This window comes from Actinobacillus porcitonsillarum (assembly GCF_003101015.1).
Taxonomy (GTDB): domain Bacteria; phylum Pseudomonadota; class Gammaproteobacteria; order Enterobacterales; family Pasteurellaceae; genus Haemophilus_A; species Haemophilus_A porcitonsillarum.
The window spans coordinates 980,713-996,262 of the sequence record NZ_CP029206.1 but is presented as its reverse complement, the minus strand read 5'-3'; the positions used below and the strand labels follow the sequence as shown (position 1 = coordinate 996,262).

At 39.5% G+C, this 15,550-nt stretch carries 18 protein-coding genes; 9 read left to right on the top strand and 9 right to left on the bottom strand.

Translation table 11 applies throughout. From position 1 onward, the window contains the following. Positions 1-56 precede the first annotated feature (56 nt). Complete coding sequence (gene mdh / locus DDU33_RS05030; protein WP_005820331.1) at positions 57-1,013, bottom strand: malate dehydrogenase; 957 nt, start codon at positions 1,011-1,013, stop codon at positions 57-59. 188 nt (positions 1,014-1,201) lie between these two features. Here mdh and argR point away from each other — a divergent pair, with 188 nt between their 5' ends. Both argR and DDU33_RS05020 read left to right on the top strand, forming a co-directional pair. After that, positions 1,202-1,654 (top strand): transcriptional regulator ArgR, encoded by a 453-nt coding sequence (argR, locus tag DDU33_RS05025; RefSeq protein WP_005820333.1) that lies wholly within the window; start codon positions 1,202-1,204, stop codon positions 1,652-1,654. Next, positions 1,654-2,592 carry a TIGR01777 family oxidoreductase gene (locus DDU33_RS05020; RefSeq protein ID WP_108923499.1) on the top strand — a complete coding sequence of 313 codons (939 nt, stop codon included), beginning with the start codon at positions 1,654-1,656 and terminating at the stop codon, positions 2,590-2,592. Before argR ends, DDU33_RS05020 begins: the two co-directional genes overlap by 1 nt. Here DDU33_RS05020 and DDU33_RS10870 read toward each other — a convergent pair. The 3 genes from DDU33_RS10870 to serB all read right to left on the bottom strand — a co-directional run bounded on the left by DDU33_RS10870 (position 2,589) and on the right by serB (position 4,296). Next, positions 2,589-2,759 (bottom strand): DUF5363 domain-containing protein, encoded by a 171-nt coding sequence (locus DDU33_RS10870; protein WP_005820337.1) that lies wholly within the window; start codon positions 2,757-2,759, stop codon positions 2,589-2,591. The two genes, DDU33_RS05020 and DDU33_RS10870, sit on opposite strands and share 4 nt — an antisense overlap. A gap of 170 nt (positions 2,760-2,929) precedes the next feature. Next, a complete protein-coding gene (locus tag DDU33_RS05015; RefSeq protein WP_108923497.1) occupies positions 2,930-3,421 on the bottom strand; it encodes a YajQ family cyclic di-GMP-binding protein in 492 nt (163 codons plus the stop codon). Between the two features lie 11 nt (positions 3,422-3,432). Continuing rightward, positions 3,433-4,296, bottom strand: a complete 864-nt coding sequence (gene serB / locus DDU33_RS05010) for a phosphoserine phosphatase SerB (RefSeq protein WP_108923495.1) — start codon at positions 4,294-4,296, stop codon at positions 3,433-3,435. A 77-nt stretch (positions 4,297-4,373) separates the two neighbouring features. Between serB and DDU33_RS05005 the strand changes: the two genes are divergently transcribed. The 3 genes from DDU33_RS05005 (at position 4,374) to DDU33_RS04995 (ending at position 6,325) form a co-directional block, all read left to right on the top strand. Further along, positions 4,374-5,027 carry a YtjB family periplasmic protein gene (locus DDU33_RS05005; RefSeq protein WP_108925250.1) on the top strand — a complete coding sequence of 218 codons (654 nt, stop codon included), beginning with the start codon at positions 4,374-4,376 and terminating at the stop codon, positions 5,025-5,027. 82 nt (positions 5,028-5,109) lie between these two features. After that, positions 5,110-5,328 (top strand): translation initiation factor IF-1, encoded by a 219-nt coding sequence (infA, locus tag DDU33_RS05000; RefSeq protein WP_005598198.1) that lies wholly within the window; start codon positions 5,110-5,112, stop codon positions 5,326-5,328. A gap of 70 nt (positions 5,329-5,398) precedes the next feature. Continuing rightward, complete coding sequence (locus tag DDU33_RS04995) at positions 5,399-6,325, top strand: LysR family transcriptional regulator (protein WP_005821737.1); 927 nt, start codon at positions 5,399-5,401, stop codon at positions 6,323-6,325. Positions 6,326-6,361: 36 nt separating this feature from the next. On the opposite strand, the gene sohB is transcribed toward DDU33_RS04995, so the two are convergent. Both sohB and lpxB read right to left on the bottom strand, forming a co-directional pair. Next, a complete protein-coding gene (gene sohB, locus DDU33_RS04990; RefSeq protein WP_108923493.1) occupies positions 6,362-7,414 on the bottom strand; it encodes a protease SohB in 1,053 nt (350 codons plus the stop codon). Positions 7,415-7,467: 53 nt separating this feature from the next. Then, positions 7,468-8,643, bottom strand: coding sequence for a lipid-A-disaccharide synthase (gene lpxB, locus DDU33_RS04985; RefSeq protein ID WP_108923491.1), 1,176 nt, complete (start codon positions 8,641-8,643; stop codon positions 7,468-7,470). 165 nt (positions 8,644-8,808) lie between these two features. Here lpxB and DDU33_RS04980 point away from each other — a divergent pair, with 165 nt between their 5' ends. Continuing rightward, complete coding sequence (locus DDU33_RS04980; protein WP_108923489.1) at positions 8,809-9,906, top strand: porin; 1,098 nt, start codon at positions 8,809-8,811, stop codon at positions 9,904-9,906. Between the two features lie 69 nt (positions 9,907-9,975). On the opposite strand, the gene DDU33_RS04975 is transcribed toward DDU33_RS04980, so the two are convergent. Further along, on the bottom strand, positions 9,976-10,188 hold the full coding sequence (locus tag DDU33_RS04975; RefSeq protein WP_005820069.1) for an HP1242/YdcH family protein: 213 nt from the start codon (positions 10,186-10,188) through the stop codon (positions 9,976-9,978). Positions 10,189-10,366: 178 nt separating this feature from the next. On the opposite strand from DDU33_RS04975, the gene DDU33_RS04970 reads away from it, so the two are divergent. The 3 genes from DDU33_RS04970 to DDU33_RS04960 all read left to right on the top strand — a co-directional run bounded on the left by DDU33_RS04970 (position 10,367) and on the right by DDU33_RS04960 (position 13,330). Then, on the top strand, positions 10,367-11,287 hold the full coding sequence (locus tag DDU33_RS04970) for a hypothetical protein (protein ID WP_108923487.1): 921 nt from the start codon (positions 10,367-10,369) through the stop codon (positions 11,285-11,287). Positions 11,288-11,366: 79 nt separating this feature from the next. Next, a complete protein-coding gene (gene proC, locus DDU33_RS04965) occupies positions 11,367-12,185 on the top strand; it encodes a pyrroline-5-carboxylate reductase (RefSeq protein WP_208620308.1) in 819 nt (272 codons plus the stop codon). Further along, a complete protein-coding gene (locus DDU33_RS04960; RefSeq protein WP_108923483.1) occupies positions 12,182-13,330 on the top strand; it encodes a 3-phenylpropionate MFS transporter in 1,149 nt (382 codons plus the stop codon). The genes proC and DDU33_RS04960 overlap by 4 nt, the downstream gene beginning before the upstream one ends. Here the strand turns inward: DDU33_RS04960 and DDU33_RS04955 are convergent. Further along, positions 13,327-13,911 (bottom strand): anthranilate synthase component II, encoded by a 585-nt coding sequence (locus DDU33_RS04955; protein WP_108923481.1) that lies wholly within the window; start codon positions 13,909-13,911, stop codon positions 13,327-13,329. The genes DDU33_RS04960 and DDU33_RS04955 overlap by 4 nt on opposite strands. After that, the gene (locus tag DDU33_RS04950) at positions 13,901-15,517 is read right to left on the bottom strand and encodes a DNA recombination protein RmuC (protein WP_108923479.1); all 1,617 of its coding nucleotides are present in this window, start codon (positions 15,515-15,517) and stop codon (positions 13,901-13,903) included. The genes DDU33_RS04955 and DDU33_RS04950 overlap by 11 nt, the downstream gene beginning before the upstream one ends. Positions 15,518-15,550 lie beyond the last annotated feature (33 nt).

The following is a 15,550-nucleotide window of genomic DNA, read 5'->3' as shown; positions in this document are numbered from 1 at the left end:
ACTGTATTTTTAGTATACAAAAAGGGTTGAATAACTCAACCCTTTCTATTTTAGTTTTATGCTTGATTTACAAAATCTTTACCAATTTTAATATCATTTTCTAAGATTTTGACCATTTCAGCTAATTGTTCTTTTTCATATTGGCTTAACTCGCCGATTGGTAAAATTTCTTCTACCCCTTCTAAACCAAAGCGAACTGGCTGAGCAAAGAATTCCGGATAACCGCTGCCTTCTTTACTTTCAACGTAAGCATAACGCACACAGCCGTCACCTAATAATGCTTCAAAAACTGCAACGGCAAAACGTGCTCCAGATTCAGCCATAGACAGAGTTGCTGAACCACCACCTGCTTTTGCTTCAACCACTTCCGTACCGGCATTTTGAATACGGTAAGTTAATTTCTCAATTTCTTCTTGGGTTAATTCAACTTTACGGCCTTCAGAAAGAGCTTGAGATAATAAAGGTAAAATTGTTGGGCCTGAGTGACCGCCAATAACCGGTACACGAACGGTTTCAACGTGTTTGTCTTTTAATTCAGACATAAAGGTTTTAGCACGTACTACGTCTAATGTCGTTACACCAAATAACTTACGTTTATCGTACACGCCTTTTTTACGTAAAACTTCAGCAGCGATTGGCACTAAAGTATTTACTGGGTTTGTCACAATCCCGATACACGCTTTCGGGCAAACATCAGCCACTTTCTCAACTAAGTTTTTGATAATACCGGCGTTAATATTGAATAAATCCGCACGAGTCATGCCTGGTTTACGTGCTACACCAGCCGTAATTAACACCATATCTGAGTTTTTAAGTGCTTCTGTTGGATCTTCACCAGAATAACCCACGGCTTTTACCGAAGTCGGAACATGGCTAATATCTACTGCGATCCCTGGGGTGACAGGAGAAATATCATAAAGCGCTAATTCTGTGCCAACCGGAAGTCTTAGTTTCAGCAATAATGCTAATGTTTGACCAATGCCGCCGGCTGCGCCTAAAAGTGTAAGTTTCATAAGAACCACCTAATCATAAAGAGTTAAAAATATCTGCGCAAAGTTTATCAAACTTTTTAATATAGAGGGAAAAAATTTTCCTATACAAAAATAAATATCTGCAAATAAAATGGCTAATAGATTGCTTTTTTTGCATGAATACGCAAAAATTCTGCATATAACTTGAATATTTTTAAAAGGAGAATGTCATGGACAAACTTTCTGAAGCGTTTAAATCATTATTAAAAGAAGAAAAATTTAGCTCACAAAGTGAGATAGTAAGTGCATTACAAGAATTAGGTTTTGATAACATCAACCAATCTAAAGTCTCGCGAATGTTATCTAAATTTGGTGCGGTTAGAACGCGAAATACCAAAATGGAGATGGTATATCAGTTGCCTACCGAGTTAGGGGTTCCTACGACCTCAAGCCCTTTGCGCAATTTAGTGGTTGATATTGATCACAATGATTTACTTATTGTCGTAAAAACCAGCCCAGGTGCGGCGCAACTTATCGCACGTCTTTTAGACTCCATGGGGAAAAGCGAAGGAATTTTAGGGACGATTGCCGGCGATGATACGATTTTCATTACACCGACAAAATCTACCCCGATTGAAACGCTCATGCATACCGTTTCTGAACTTTTTGAGAATTCACTTTAATGAACATTTTAATTACAGGTGGTACAGGCTTTATTGGTACACCACTTGTCGCACGTTTAGCGCAAGAAGGTCATCAAATGACTATTCTTACCCGTCAAGAAAAGCCAATCTCACCATTTCAAGCGGTCTCTTTTTGCCAAAATCTTACACATTTTCAGGATTTAAAGGACTTTGATGCTGTTATCAATTTAGCGGGCGAACCGATTTTTGATAAGCGTTGGACAGAAAAACAAAAGCGAATTTTACAAGAGAGCCGTTTAAGCATCACTCGTCAATTGGTTGAGCTGATTGAAAAAAGTAGCAATCCACCACACTCGTTTCTGTCAGGATCTGCGACCGGCTATTACGGCGATCTTCCTTACAATCAGGCTCAGTACGATGAGCTTACCCCTGCTGGTAACCAATTTACGTCCTTATTGTGCCAAAATTGGGAAAATGAGGCATTAAAAATGGTACATAAAACCCGAATCTGCTTGCTGCGAACCGGTATGGTACTTTCTGCTCAAGGTGGCGCATTAAAGCGAATGTTACCCTTATTCGAAAAAGGATTGGCAGGAAAATTAGGAAATGGCAAACAGCATTGGGCGTGGATTTCCTTAGAAGATTATTTAAATGCCGTGTTGTTTTTACTTAAAAATGACCATTGCCAAGGCGCTTATAACCTTGTGGCGCCTTATCCTGTGACTAACGCATTTTTTACACAATGGTTAGCAGAAACACTCCACCCTATGCATTTTGCCACCTCAAAAATGCTGGCAAAAAGAGCATTGGCTCAACGCATTGCAAATATTGCAACACCTGTGTGCGTTTTAAAAAGCGTTTTAGGCGAACGTGCGGCATTGTTGCTAGATAACCAACCTTTGATCCCTAAACGTTTATTAGAAAGTGGTTTTCAATTCCGCCATCCTCATTTACAAGGAATGGATATATCAAGTTAGCTTTGTTCGGGTTTATCTTTAGGCTGTTTTTCTTTTTCCTCTGGTTCAGGATCAAATTTCACAACAGGAACACAGCCTCGACAAGCCCCTTGATTTACACCAAGTTCCTCACAGAATTTGTCGTATTTTTCTAAGGCTTTTTTAAACCAACTTTTTTGTTCTGTCATGGGTTTCTCCAAAGTTGAATTGTAAGAGGTTTTGTAGGGGCGAATCATATTCGCCCTTATACATTCCACAATGTTTTGGGGGCAAATATGATTTGCCCCTACAAGTCGTTTTGTGCAACTACTACATAAATTTGCAAAAAACTGGTTAAAATTAACCGCTTGAATATCCACTAATCACGGAAGTTATTGAATTGGAACGGTTGTCCTAACTCTGCTGTTTTGACCAGTTGAATGGTTGCTTGTAAATCATCACGAGATTTACCCGTTACACGCACAGAATCCCCTTGAATTTGGGTTTGCACTTTGATTTTGGAATCTTTAATCAGCTTCGTGATTTTCTTCGCCATATCTGATTCAATTCCTTGTTTAAGTTTGATCTCTTTGCTGTAAAGTTTACCGTGATGCTCACTTTCAGTCGGAATATCTAGCGAGCTGTGTTCGATGCCACGTTTTACACAAGAACCGATTAAAATTTCAATCAACTGCTCAAGTTGGAAATCCGACTCGGTTGTTAATTTAATACTCTCATTTTTCTCATTAAGCTCAATCACCGCTTCTACACCACGGAAGTCGTAGCGAGTGCTTAATACACGGTTCGCATTTTCAACTGCATTGCGCACTTCGTGCATGGTAATTTCTGAAACAATATCAAAAGATGGCATTTTTATTCCCCTTATTCATTAAAAATTGTTTTGGCATTAAGTAATAGAACCAACGCCGTTAAATCCCCAAAGTTTACCACAAATTCTGCCTGTTCTTGTACTTTTGGTTTTGCGTGCAAGGCAACACCAAGGCTAGCAGTTTTTAGCATCGACAGATCATTTGCTCCATCGCCTACCGCACCCCATTGAGAAGATGGGATCGCAAAACGTTCGGCTAACGATTTTAAGGTTTCCGCTTTATATTGTGCATCAACGACTTTTCCTAGCACTTGCCCTGTCAGTTTTCCTTCTACGATCTCAAGTTGGTTAGATACCGCATAATCTAAACCGTAGGTTTCTTTCAGATAATCGGCAAAATAATCGAAGCCACCGGAAGCAATCGCCAATTTCCAGTCATGTGATTTGAGCATTTGAACCATCTGTTCAAAGCCGTCCATAAGCGGTAGATTTTCTCGCACTTTTTGCAAAATACTTTCCGGCGCATTTGCCAGTGTGCCAACACGTTTACGCAAACTCTGTTCAAAATCCAGCTCACCGCGCATTGCGCTGGCAGTAATTGCCGAAACCATTTCCCCCGTGCCAGCAAGTTTGGCAATTTCATCAATACATTCAATTTTAATCGCCGTAGAATCCATATCCATCACTAACAGCCCTTGCTGTTCAAGGGTTGGCACCACATTTAGATCGGCAATATCACATTCAAGCTGTTTAGCTTGCTCTCTTAATTGGCAAGCGGTCGTATTTGCTGAAAAAAATGCAATTTGATAGCCTAAATAGACCGCTTGTTTTAATAATTTAGCCTGAGTTTGTTGGCTAAATTGTGCGATTTGGCTTTCGTTCAAGGTTTTTGAATAAATAAAAAAGGTGTTTGCCATAGGTTTCTCTTTTTAATAAGTCATTTATGGGAGATAATACGAAAGAATTGTTTATTGTCCATCATTTTATCGATTTTATGTATATTTCTCGTGAAAAATTGACAAAAAGCCTCGTACTTGCCGGCATTCTTGCTGTCAGCGTTGCTGTTGTAAGTGTCATTCTAAGTGGCATCAACCAGTTTAAAGTAGGCTCGCAACTAGCAAGTATTAACCAAGTGTCTAACCTGTCGCACGTTTTAGTTCGTCAGCAAGCAAACCTTCTCTCTTTGATGTTGATTAAAAATGCCAAAACGGAAGACTTGGTTGAAACATTAGATCGCTTTGCGAAAGAGGATTTTGTACTGGATGCCAATTTATACTCATCTTCAGGTGTATTGATTGCTCAAAGTCAAAATGCGATGACATTCAAGGCACGCTTTAATTCGCCTAATGCCACCCAACAAATTGTTGAACCGATTTTTGCGAAAGAAGATTTGGTAGGTTTTTTACGTGTCACCTTTGATGCGCAATATGGACAAACCACGCAGAGCAAAGTAAATCAACTGTTTAATCAATTATATGGCGAATTGATCATTCTAGTTTTAGTCGGTGGTTTGATCGCAAGCAGTATTCACTATTACTTACGCCGTAAAGTGGTTCACATTCATACGCCAAATAAAACAACAACGATTCAGAGTAAAACACAAACACAGCGTTTTCATTCTCGCCGCCGGATTTTCCGCCGTAAGTAATGGCTTAAATGATTGTAATTTAAGCGTATAAGAGTATAATAACGCACATTTTTATGAATAACCCCTAATTAAAGAGGAATCAATGGCTAAAGAAGATTGCATTGAAATGCAAGGTACGATTTTAGAAACCTTACCAAACACAATGTTTCGTGTGGAATTAGAAAACGGGCACGTTGTTACGGCTCACATTTCAGGAAAAATGCGTAAAAACTATATCCGCATTTTAACCGGCGATAAAGTAACGGTAGAAATGACACCATACGATTTAAGTAAAGCACGTATTATCTTCCGTGCGAGATAAGCTCTAACGTACATTCTTATCGGCTGCATCTTCACGAAGATGCAGTTTTTTTATCTAGGTAGAGATCTTTATGAAACCCGTTTTCCTTGAACTCCGTCACCTCAAAACACTCTTAGCTTTAAAAGAAAGTGGGAGTGTTTCACTTGCAGCTAAACGTGTTCATCTCACACAGTCAGCACTTTCCCATCAATTAAAGTTGCTAGAAGATCAATATGAATTAACGCTGTTTGAACGCAAAACCCAACCGCTACGCTTTACACCGGCTGGGGAACGTTTAGTAAAACTCGCCTATGAAATCCTGCCTAAAGTGGTGGAAGCAGAGCTAGACTTAGCTCGAGTGAAACAAGGCGAATTAGGTGAATTGCGAATTGCGGTTGAATGTCATACTTGCTTTGATTGGTTAATGCCGGCAATGGATTCGTTCCGCCAGAGTTGGCCTTTAGTTGAGTTAGACATTGTCTCGGGGTTCCATACCGATACCGTGGGGCTATTACTCAGTCATCGTGCAGATTGGGCGGTTGTTTCAGAAGCAGAACCCACTGAAGGGATTGAGTACCTTCCGCTTTTTTCTTATGAAATGGTTGGGATTTGTGCCAAAGATCATCCCTTAGCCCATAAAGATGTCTGGCAAGCCGAAGATTTTATTGATGAAACGTGGATTACTTATCCTGTGCCTGACGATATGTTGGACTTATTGCGTAAAGTACTCCGCCCAGCCGGCATTACCCCAACACGCCGAACCAGCGAATTAACCATTGCGATTATTCAGTTAGTCGCCAGCAAACGAGGTATTGCAACGTTGCCTTATTGGGCAGTCAAACCTTATTTAGATAGAGGCTATGTGGTTGCGAAGAAAATTACCGATAACGGCTTATATAGTAATCTCTACGGTGCGTTCCGAGAGGGAGATCGTCATCTTGCTTACCTCAATGATTTCCACTCCACCGTAAAATCACAAAGTTTTGCAACGTTACCAAGATTGATGGTATTAGAATAAAAGAAAGGCTGAACCACGTAGGTTTCAGCCTTTCATTTACATTATTGAAGTTCTCTTATTAAGAATTTTCCCAAGCAGATTTTCAACAGATTGTTCCATTTGTAATCCTATACGTTGAGTTAAGTTTTTCTTTTCCTTGTATTTCAGCTCAATAATCTCTTTATCTTCAACCGCCTTCACTAACAGATCATCGCTCGTTGCAATTTCATCAACTAAATTTAATGCCAAAGCTTGTTGCCCAAACCAATGCTCGCCGGTTGCAATTTTGTCAATCTCTAATTGAGGACGGTGTTGGGTAACAAACTGCTTAAACAAATCGTGCGTTTCTTCTAACTCTTGTTGGAATTTTTGTTTACCTTTTTCGGTATTTTCGCCAACTAAGGTTACTGTACGCTTGTATTCCCCTGCCGTCATGACATCTACGTCAATATCGTGCTTTTTCAATAAGCGGTGGATATTCGGCACTTGAGCCACAACACCGATAGATCCAATAACTGCAAAAGGTGCTGAAACAATTTTATCGGCAACACACGCCATCATATAGCCACCACTTGCCGCCACTTTATCGACCGCCACGGTAAGCGGTATGTTTTTGGCTTTCAAACGCTGTAATTGCGAAGCAGCTAAACCATAGCCGTGCACCACACCACCAGGGCTTTCTAATTTTAACAACACTTCATCATTCGGTTTAGCAATAGATAAAAGGGCGGTAATTTCTTTACGTAATGCATTTACTGCATTTGCGTGAACATCGCCATTGAAATCTAAAACAAATAAACGGGACTTTTGCTCTTCTTCGGGCTTCTCTTTCCCCTCTTTTAAGCGTTTTTTCTCCGCTTTCGCCTTTGCTTTCTCTGCTTCTTTTTCCGCTTTATCTTGTTGTTTAAGCTCTTCCTCACTTAAAAAGAAATGATTAAGCGAAGTTTGTTGTTCTTGGTATTTTTTAGAGAAATTGGTGATTGAGATCGCGCCATCTTCAGGTTGCTTTTTGGCTTCTAAAATCAACATCACGACAACGGCGATAATGCCAAAGATAGTTAAAAGTTCGAGTAAAAATATCCCATAATTAAGGAGAATTTCTTTCCACATTGATAAATGTCCTTTTGTAAAAAATAAGAATAATTTAACTGCTTGTTAGCACATTATTTCGCTTCAGGCGTATGATTTAATAATTCCACCACTGCTTGTGCGGCTTGGCTATCGGCATCACATTGAATAAGTTTATGTAACTCCGTAAAACGTTGTTTCAGTTCATTTTTTTGCTTTTGGCTATCGGCATCATCGCTTAAATAGCGATTTAAATACCACGCTAAATTTTCCGGATTACACTCATCTTGAATAAGCTCTGGAACAAGCGGTTCATTTGCCAATAAATTTGGCAAAGAGATATAGTCAGTTTTAACCAATTTTTTTGCCAGCCAGTAGGTCATCGGCTTCATTTTATACCCGACGACCATTGGTGATTTACAAAGCATCCCTTCAAATGCCGCCGTACCTGAAGCCAGTAGCGTACACTCTGCGGCAATCATGGCTTGACGTGCATTACCGTTAATGATGTTTATCTGAAGATTTGGGGCAACTTGTGCTTTCACTGCCTCAAATTGCGCTCGCCGTTTTTCATTAACCATTGGCACTAAAAACTGTAAATCAGGGTGCTTTTCTTGCAAAATTTGTGCAGTTTTTAGGAATGGCTCTGCTAAAAAGTGGATTTCACTCGCACGGCTTCCCGCTAGAATAGCGACATAATGCTGTTGCTCATCAATCCCCAACATATTACAGGCTTCTGTTCGGTTAGGTTTGAGCGGAATGGCATCTGCCATCGTATGCCCAATAAAACGGCAAGGCACATTAAAGCGGTCGTAGAAAGCCTTTTCAAAAGGTAAAAAGGCTAAGACTAAGTTTGTCGCTCTTGCAATTTTATGAATACGATTTTGGCGCCAAGCCCAAACCGAAGGGCTAACATAGTGGATCGTTTTAATCCCTTGTGCTTTGAGCTTTTCTTCTACCGTAAGATTAAAATCAGGTGCATCAATGCCAATAAAAATATCCGGTTTCATTGCGAGCATCGTTTCTATGACCTGCTTGCGGCGTTTAAGTAAGCGAGGAAGATGTTTAACCACTTCCGCTAACCCCATCACGGCGAGTTCTTCCATTTCAAATAAGGTTTCACAACCGGCTTTTTGCATTCTCTCACCAGCAACGCCAATAAAACGGGCATTAGGATAATGAAGCTTTAAGGCGTTAATTAAGCCAGCTCCCAAAATATCGCCCGAAACTTCGCCGGCAACCAGTGCGATTAACGGAGATTGTTGTTCCATCTCAATGTCCTCTCAATGTTCTAAGAGTAAAAATAAGGGTAAAAATAAAACCGTATTATATGGTTATTATAACTAATCGCAATATAAACGAACAAAATAGGATTGCTTGATAAGAATTGTATAAGTTAGAATGCCACCTCATTTTTCTTTTCGAGGGATCTTATAATGAAAAAAACAACATTAGCCCTGTTAGCATCCGCTTTCGTGGCAAACTCAGCATCAGCCATTACTGTTTTCGATAGCCAAGACACTGGCACAAAAGTAGAATTTACTGGTTCTGCACGTTTACAATGGCGTAGCACGGCAAACAAAACGTCAAATGTGAATGGCGCAACAACACGCAATCACGTAAACCAGGCTGTACGTGATAATGGATCACGTTTTGGTTTTAAAGTAAACCAACAACTTGGTGCGGGTTTCTATGCATTAGGTCGTGTTGAATGGCGATTCCAAGATTTATCAAGTTCTCAACACGGCTTTGACCACGTTTACGACCGCCAACTTTATGCGGGTATCGGTCATAAACAATACGGTGAATTAACCTATGGTCATATGACAACTGTAACCGATGAAGTGAAACAAACCGACTTACCGAATACATTAAGTTTAAGTGATGGTTTACTAACAGCATCGGCTCGTCATGCAGTTCAATATACTTACCAAGGTATTGAAAGCTTAAAATTAGGTGCATTTTACTCTGGCCATAGCCAACGTGGTTCAAACGGTTTGGATTTAACCAACCACGTAAAAGATGTTTGGGGTGCGGCAGCAATCTATAAACATAAAATTGATGAATTACAAAGCGTAAAAACCGGTATCGGCTTTACTCGTGATCGCTTTGAGCAATCAAATCGCCCAGCTTATGATCGCAATGCATTCTCATTTGGTACAGCTTATACCTATGACAAAACAACTATTGGTGTAGATTTAGAACGCCGTGAAACAAATGACCAAACATTAGTTGGTAATAAACGCACTGAAAAAGAAATCCGTACAGTATTATTCCATAAAATTACGGACGACTGGCGAGCTTATACAATGTATGCTTACAAAGATAATAAGTTAGATGCAATTGCCAGAAGTAACGATACCAAAGTAAGACGTCATCAATTTATGTTAGGGACGGAATACTACATCGTACCTAAATACTTAAAAGCTTTTGTTGAGTGGCAAACAACTCACGCAAAACACTTTGAAAATGGCGAAAAAACCAAACGTGTTCGTGATAACATCACTGTTATCGGTGCACGTGCTTACTGGTAATCTACCATTAGCCTAAAGCAAAAAGTGCGACTTGAATGTCGCACTTTTCTTATGGATTCCTAGAGCTCATTACGCTTTTTGTTTTAAAATAGCATAAAGCTCATCTTTAATGTGAAGCTTCTCTTTTTTCAGATTTTCAATTTCCTCATGTGTTGCTAATTCAATATTCGCTTCTTGATTTTTAATTTTCTGATCCAACTCATTATGTCTTTCAAATAATCGAGCAAAATGAGCATCTTCTACCTTCAATTTTGAAATAAGATCACGATACTCTGGAAACATAAAATACTCCTCTAATGGTTATGGATAGCATAATCATAGTAGCACTTCTAATATAAATCGCTCGGTAAATATCTCAAAAATTTGAACTAGATCACAAAATTTTTATCTTAAAAATCATTCTACGAAATTTTATATTTTCACGGTATAATGCGAACAAATTTCTTGAGAGGCAATAATAATGCGTTACAAAGTTCTCTTTACTCTTTTATTTTCTGTACTCAGCCAATCGACCTTCGCGAATTGGGAAAAAATTAATGATCTCGATTATACGTGGGGTCCTTTCAAAATTTATAACATTACGTTATTTACTGAAAATGGGGAATATCAGCCTCAAACTCGCCCTTTAATGTTAAGCCTCAAATATGACAAACCCGTTGATGGACGAGACTTTGCGATTTCGATTGCACGTTCATGGGCAAGTTTAGATATTAAAGTGCCTGAACAAAATAAAGTGATTGAGCGCTTAAGAAAGCTCTTACCGGATTTAAAATCAGGCGACTTACTAAGCTATATCGCTTTAGAAGATAAAGGTTATTTTATCGTAAATGATCAGATTATCCCTGAAGAATTTGATAAAACCGTTAATGATGCTATTGTGGCTGTATGGTTAGATCCAAAAGTAGATTTAAGCAAAAAAATTACTGTGAAAAAAATTAACGATGAAAAAGTCGTTCACATTGCTGCTTATACCGTTCCAGAAATGAATAATGAGGAGAATCAGCCTGCTGAAGATCTTTTTCAATCATTTGCTTTAAAACAAGCACAATTTTCTGAAAAAGTTTTAGAACATCCTGCAATCGGCGTTCCAGCTAAAGCCATTGTTGAAAATACTCAACCAACACCAGCCCAAGATGCCGCTACACAAAAATCAGGGAATACGGTTGGAGAAAATAAAGTTCAAGCTATTGAAACACCTTCTCAAACAGTGCCAACAACATCAGAAACTGGGGTAGAACCAAAACCCGCAATACAAGAGAATACTGAATCTCCTAAATTAGAAATGGAGAAACAACCAGAACCAAAATCAGATCCTGAAAATCCGGAAAAAGAGATTAGACCGATTGAAGATCCAATGCCGAAGAATAAACGTTCTAGTTAATGACTTTTATCGGGCAGGCAGACACAGAGACCGACACCAATGTCGGTCTTTTTATAACTAAAGAGATAAAGGGGAATTCATCATGCAGAAAAAATTAGCTTTTATTGGGGCTGGCAATATGGCATGGGCGATCATGCAAGGGTTATTGAAAAGCGGTTATCATGCTAACGAGATCATAGCCTGTAATAAGTCAAATGTTGCTCGCCGAGAAGCATTACAAGCGGTTGGAATTCATACCCATTTTACCAATCGTCAAGCAGTAGAACAGGCTGATGTGATTATTTTAGCGGTAAAACCCCAAATGATGGCAGAAGTTTGTGCGGAATTTGCGGACATCGATCTTGCTAATAAGTGGATCATTTCTATTGCAGCCGGTATATCTGTTGCCCGCTTAAAACAACTTCTCCCTCACGCTCAACATATTATTCGAACCATGCCAAATACACCTTCCTTGATTGGTGAAGGGCTAACCGGGCTTTTTGCAGAAAAATCTGTCGATCCGACCGCTTGTCAATTTGCTGAAACGCTTATGGCTGCCGTAGGAAAATGCTACTGGGTGGAACAAGAAGCGCAAATAAATCAAATTATTGCGATTACAGGTTCAAGCCCTGCCTATTTTTTCCGCTTTATGGAAGCAATGCAACAGTCTGCCGAAACCATGGGGTTCTCCGCTGATGATGCACGTTTTTTAGTTCAGCAAGCTGCGCTAGGGGCGGCAAAATTAGTCGTAAAAAATCCAACAACGCCCCTTTCCACCTTACGAGAAAATGTTACCTCAAAAGGAGGGACAACAGCGCAAGCACTCGCCGTATTTGAGCAATATCAACTCCCTAAAATTATCGATGAAGCCATGCAAGCTGCCATTCAGCGAGCGGAGGAAATGGAGAAATCGCTATGAAATTAACCCCATTTCAATGGTCTTCCTTTAATTTTTTCGGGTTCTTCTGTGCTTATGGCGTAATTTTACCTTTTTTACCCGTTTGGCTAAAACATTATGGTTACGAAACGGAAATGATTGGCTTATTGGTTTCCTTTGGCTATTTATTTCGCTTTCTTGGTGGCATGTTAAGCTCTCAACGGGTAAAGCAAGTTTCGCAATTTTTACCGACAGCACGTTGGCTTACCTGGTTAAATTTAGCCGTTGTAGTCGGCCTAATTCTCACGGTTGAAAATATTTGGCTCTTCTTCCCGATGCTCATGCTTTTTCACATCTTCAATGCAGGAGCAATGCCCATTGCAGATAGCATTGCTTCTGTTTGGCAACAGCAAGTGGGATTAGATTATGGAAAAGCTCGTCTGTTTGGTTCACTGGCTTTTGTGGTTGGCTCGATTAGTACGGGCTATTTAGTCGGTTGGCTGGGTACAGAATCCATTGTGCTGATTTGCGGTGCTTTTCTTCTTTTACTTGGCTTAGGGCAACTTTGTACGCCAACGATTAGCTTGCAGCAACCTCAAAAACAAGAAGAAAATACTTCGTTTAGCTATTGGCAAATCCTAAAAGAACCCACAACATTCAGAATGTTGATGGCGGTTTCTTTGATCCTTGCTTCACATGCGGCTTACTATACTTATAGCACGATTTATTGGTCTTCATTAGGCATTTCAACTCAAGCTATTAGCCTGTTATGGGGATTAGCCGTCATTGCTGAAATTGGTTTATTCTTTGTCGCAAAACGCTTTTTCACCCGAATTCGACTTGCGTATTTAATCCTCGTTTCAACACTTGGAACAGCTTTACGTTGGGTATTACTTGCCACCACGACAGACTTCAGCCTACTCGCATTCTCACAACTCTTTCATTCACTGAGTTTTGCCTTAGCCCATTTTGCGATGATTCGCTATATTTCTAGCCAAGAAACAAACAAAATCGCGAAGTTGCAAGGGCTCTATTTTGGATTAGGTAGCTGTGCAATGATGGCCATTTTTACATTCCTTTCCGGCATTATTTATCAAAGTAGCCCAACATGGATGTTTTTAACTATGGCAATTTTTGCGCTACCGGCAATCTTTATTGTGCCAAAGCGTTTTCCAACAAACTTTTAGCTCACAAGCCAATGCGTTAGTATCATGCTACCATACTCGGTAATAAAAGACTCAGGGTGAAATTGAACACCATAAATCGGCAAAGTTTGATGTTTAAACGCCATCAAGACATTTTGATCACACACCGCTGTTGCAACAAGCGGTGTGTTTTTTAAAGAATCTTGCGAAATTGCCCACGAATGATAAAGCCCGATGTTAAACGAAGCCGGCAGAGAATGAAAAAGTGGATTATCCTGAATTTGGTAAAGCGGGCGTTGTTGCCCATGCCTTACCTCCGCTAAATTATACAGTTCTCCCCCGAAAAATTCGGCGATAGTCTGATGACCTAAGCAAACGCCTAAAATCGATTTAGATTGATGGTAATCCGCCAACATTTGAAACGTCTTTGGATAAGCTCTCGGTACATCTGGCCCCGGTGAAATCAAAATATGACTAAACTCCGCCACTTTATCCAATTCCACGTCTTCTGCCTTCACAATTTGCATATCAATCTGATGTGTACGGCAAATTGGGCGTAATAAATCGACTAAATTAAAAGTAAAGGAATCGTGATTGTCGATAATTAATAGTTTAGTCATCATGTTCCATTTCCTTTTCTACCAATACTTCTAATTTTGCTGTATCCAAATCGCTAGTCAAAAGCTCCACTTGTGGAACAAGTTGGCTTGCTTTACTAGAAAGTTGTTGGAAACGTTCAACTTTACCAAGTAAACCTTGTCGCCCAACTAAAGCCGTTACGGTTTGATTATACTGATTATTGGCAGTATTGAGCGTGTTGCCTAACTTACTAAGACGATCGGCAATGGTACAAACTTGATTATAAATTTCACCGGCTTTTTCACTAATTTCACGGGCTTCATTATTCCCTCGTTCAATTCGCCATAAATTTGCAACTGTACGTAAAATAGGCATTAACGTTGTATAAGAAACCAAAATCACATTATGTTCATAACCAAAGTTAAACAAGGTTGGATCGTGTTTCATTGCTTCAATATAAGCAGGCTCAATCGGTACAAACATTAACACAAAATCAGGACTTTTCACGCCCAATAAAGCACTATAATTTTTCTTAGATAAACCTTCAATATGGGCTCTCAGTGAACGACAATGCTCATCAAAGGCTTGGTTGATTTCCGCCATATTTTCCGCTCGAACTGCTTTATCGTAGGCAACAAGCGACACTTTGCTATCAATAATTAAATGCTTATTATCCGGTAGATGCAGTACAAAATCAGGTGCAAAGCGTTTTCCTTCTTCATTACGGAAACTTTCTTGTGCAACATAATGCTCACCTGCTAATAATCCTGCCGCTTGCAAAGCACTTTCTAATTGAACCTCGCCCCAGTTACCTGCCACTTTATTGTTACCTTTTAATGCCGTGGCTAAATTCTGAGCTTCTTCAGACATTGACAAACCGACTTGGAGCACGCGTTTAATCTCTGCTTCTAAATTCGCCGCGCCCTTAACCGATTCGCTATGAACTTCATTCACACGTTTTTGGAAACCTTCAATTTGCTCTCTAAACGGTTTTAATAAAGCATCAAGGGACGTTTGATTACTCTGTGCAAATAGTTGGCTCTTTTCTTCCAAAATTTGTTGTGCCAAATGCTGAAACTCACTATTGAGTTGCTGCTTAACTTCAATAAAATTCCGCTGCTGAGCCTCAAAATTAGCTTGTTTTTCATGCAAGGTTGTTCGTAATTCTGTTAAATCATTCTGTGTTTGGCTTAACTGAAGAAATAACGATTGAGTTTCTCGCTCTTTGTTCATCAGCGAATTTTGCATTGTTTGAAGCTGCTCTTCTAAACCTTCCGCTTTTGCCTGTGATGATCCAATTCTCTCTTTTAGCTCACTAATGTAATTTTCCAGCTGATTTTCAGCTTGCTCTGCCAAAGTTATTTTTTGTTGCAAGCGGTCAATTTCGCTCTCTTTTTCGCGAATTCGCTCAAGAGCATTTTCCGATTGGACTTTATATTGAATAGCCCATTGCTCTAACTGGCTTTTTTCTGCCAAAAGCTGTTCAAGTTTTTGGGTTAATTGAGTAGAAGTATTTTTAGCCTCTTCTAAATCTTGTTGTAATTCCAATACATCTCGCTGCGCTCGAGATTGAAAAAAGAAAAGCACTAAAGAAAGCAAAAAGAGTAAAGCAATGACAATATAGTGCCAATAAGTTTCAAACATAATCATAAAAAACACTGTAAAAATAATGAGTAAATATTA

Excerpts from the sequence above, each read along its gene's own strand:
- serB (WP_108923495.1), bottom strand. The coding sequence starts at position 4,296 with ATGGCAAACACCTTTTTTATTTATTCAAAAACCTTGAACGAAAGCCAA.
- DDU33_RS04970 (WP_108923487.1), top strand. The coding sequence starts at position 10,367 with ATGCGTTACAAAGTTCTCTTTACTCTTTTATTTTCTGTACTCAGCCAA.
- infA (WP_005598198.1), top strand. The coding sequence starts at position 5,110 with ATGGCTAAAGAAGATTGCATTGAAATGCAAGGTACGATTTTAGAAACC.
- DDU33_RS04960 (WP_108923483.1), top strand. The coding sequence starts at position 12,182 with ATGAAATTAACCCCATTTCAATGGTCTTCCTTTAATTTTTTCGGGTTC.
- mdh (WP_005820331.1), bottom strand. The coding sequence starts at position 1,013 with ATGAAACTTACACTTTTAGGCGCAGCCGGCGGCATTGGTCAAACATTA.
- DDU33_RS05015 (WP_108923497.1), bottom strand. The coding sequence starts at position 3,421 with ATGCCATCTTTTGATATTGTTTCAGAAATTACCATGCACGAAGTGCGC.
- DDU33_RS05020 (WP_108923499.1), top strand. The coding sequence starts at position 1,654 with ATGAACATTTTAATTACAGGTGGTACAGGCTTTATTGGTACACCACTT.
- DDU33_RS05005 (WP_108925250.1), top strand. The coding sequence starts at position 4,374 with ATGTATATTTCTCGTGAAAAATTGACAAAAAGCCTCGTACTTGCCGGC.
- DDU33_RS04980 (WP_108923489.1), top strand. The coding sequence starts at position 8,809 with ATGAAAAAAACAACATTAGCCCTGTTAGCATCCGCTTTCGTGGCAAAC.
- DDU33_RS04995 (WP_005821737.1), top strand. The coding sequence starts at position 5,399 with ATGAAACCCGTTTTCCTTGAACTCCGTCACCTCAAAACACTCTTAGCT.
- DDU33_RS10870 (WP_005820337.1), bottom strand. The coding sequence starts at position 2,759 with ATGACAGAACAAAAAAGTTGGTTTAAAAAAGCCTTAGAAAAATACGAC.
- DDU33_RS04950 (WP_108923479.1), bottom strand. The coding sequence starts at position 15,517 with ATGATTATGTTTGAAACTTATTGGCACTATATTGTCATTGCTTTACTC.
- DDU33_RS04975 (WP_005820069.1), bottom strand. The coding sequence starts at position 10,188 with ATGTTTCCAGAGTATCGTGATCTTATTTCAAAATTGAAGGTAGAAGAT.
- sohB (WP_108923493.1), bottom strand. The coding sequence starts at position 7,414 with ATGTGGAAAGAAATTCTCCTTAATTATGGGATATTTTTACTCGAACTT.
- lpxB (WP_108923491.1), bottom strand. The coding sequence starts at position 8,643 with ATGGAACAACAATCTCCGTTAATCGCACTGGTTGCCGGCGAAGTTTCG.
- DDU33_RS04955 (WP_108923481.1), bottom strand. The coding sequence starts at position 13,911 with ATGATGACTAAACTATTAATTATCGACAATCACGATTCCTTTACTTTT.
- argR (WP_005820333.1), top strand. The coding sequence starts at position 1,202 with ATGGACAAACTTTCTGAAGCGTTTAAATCATTATTAAAAGAAGAAAAA.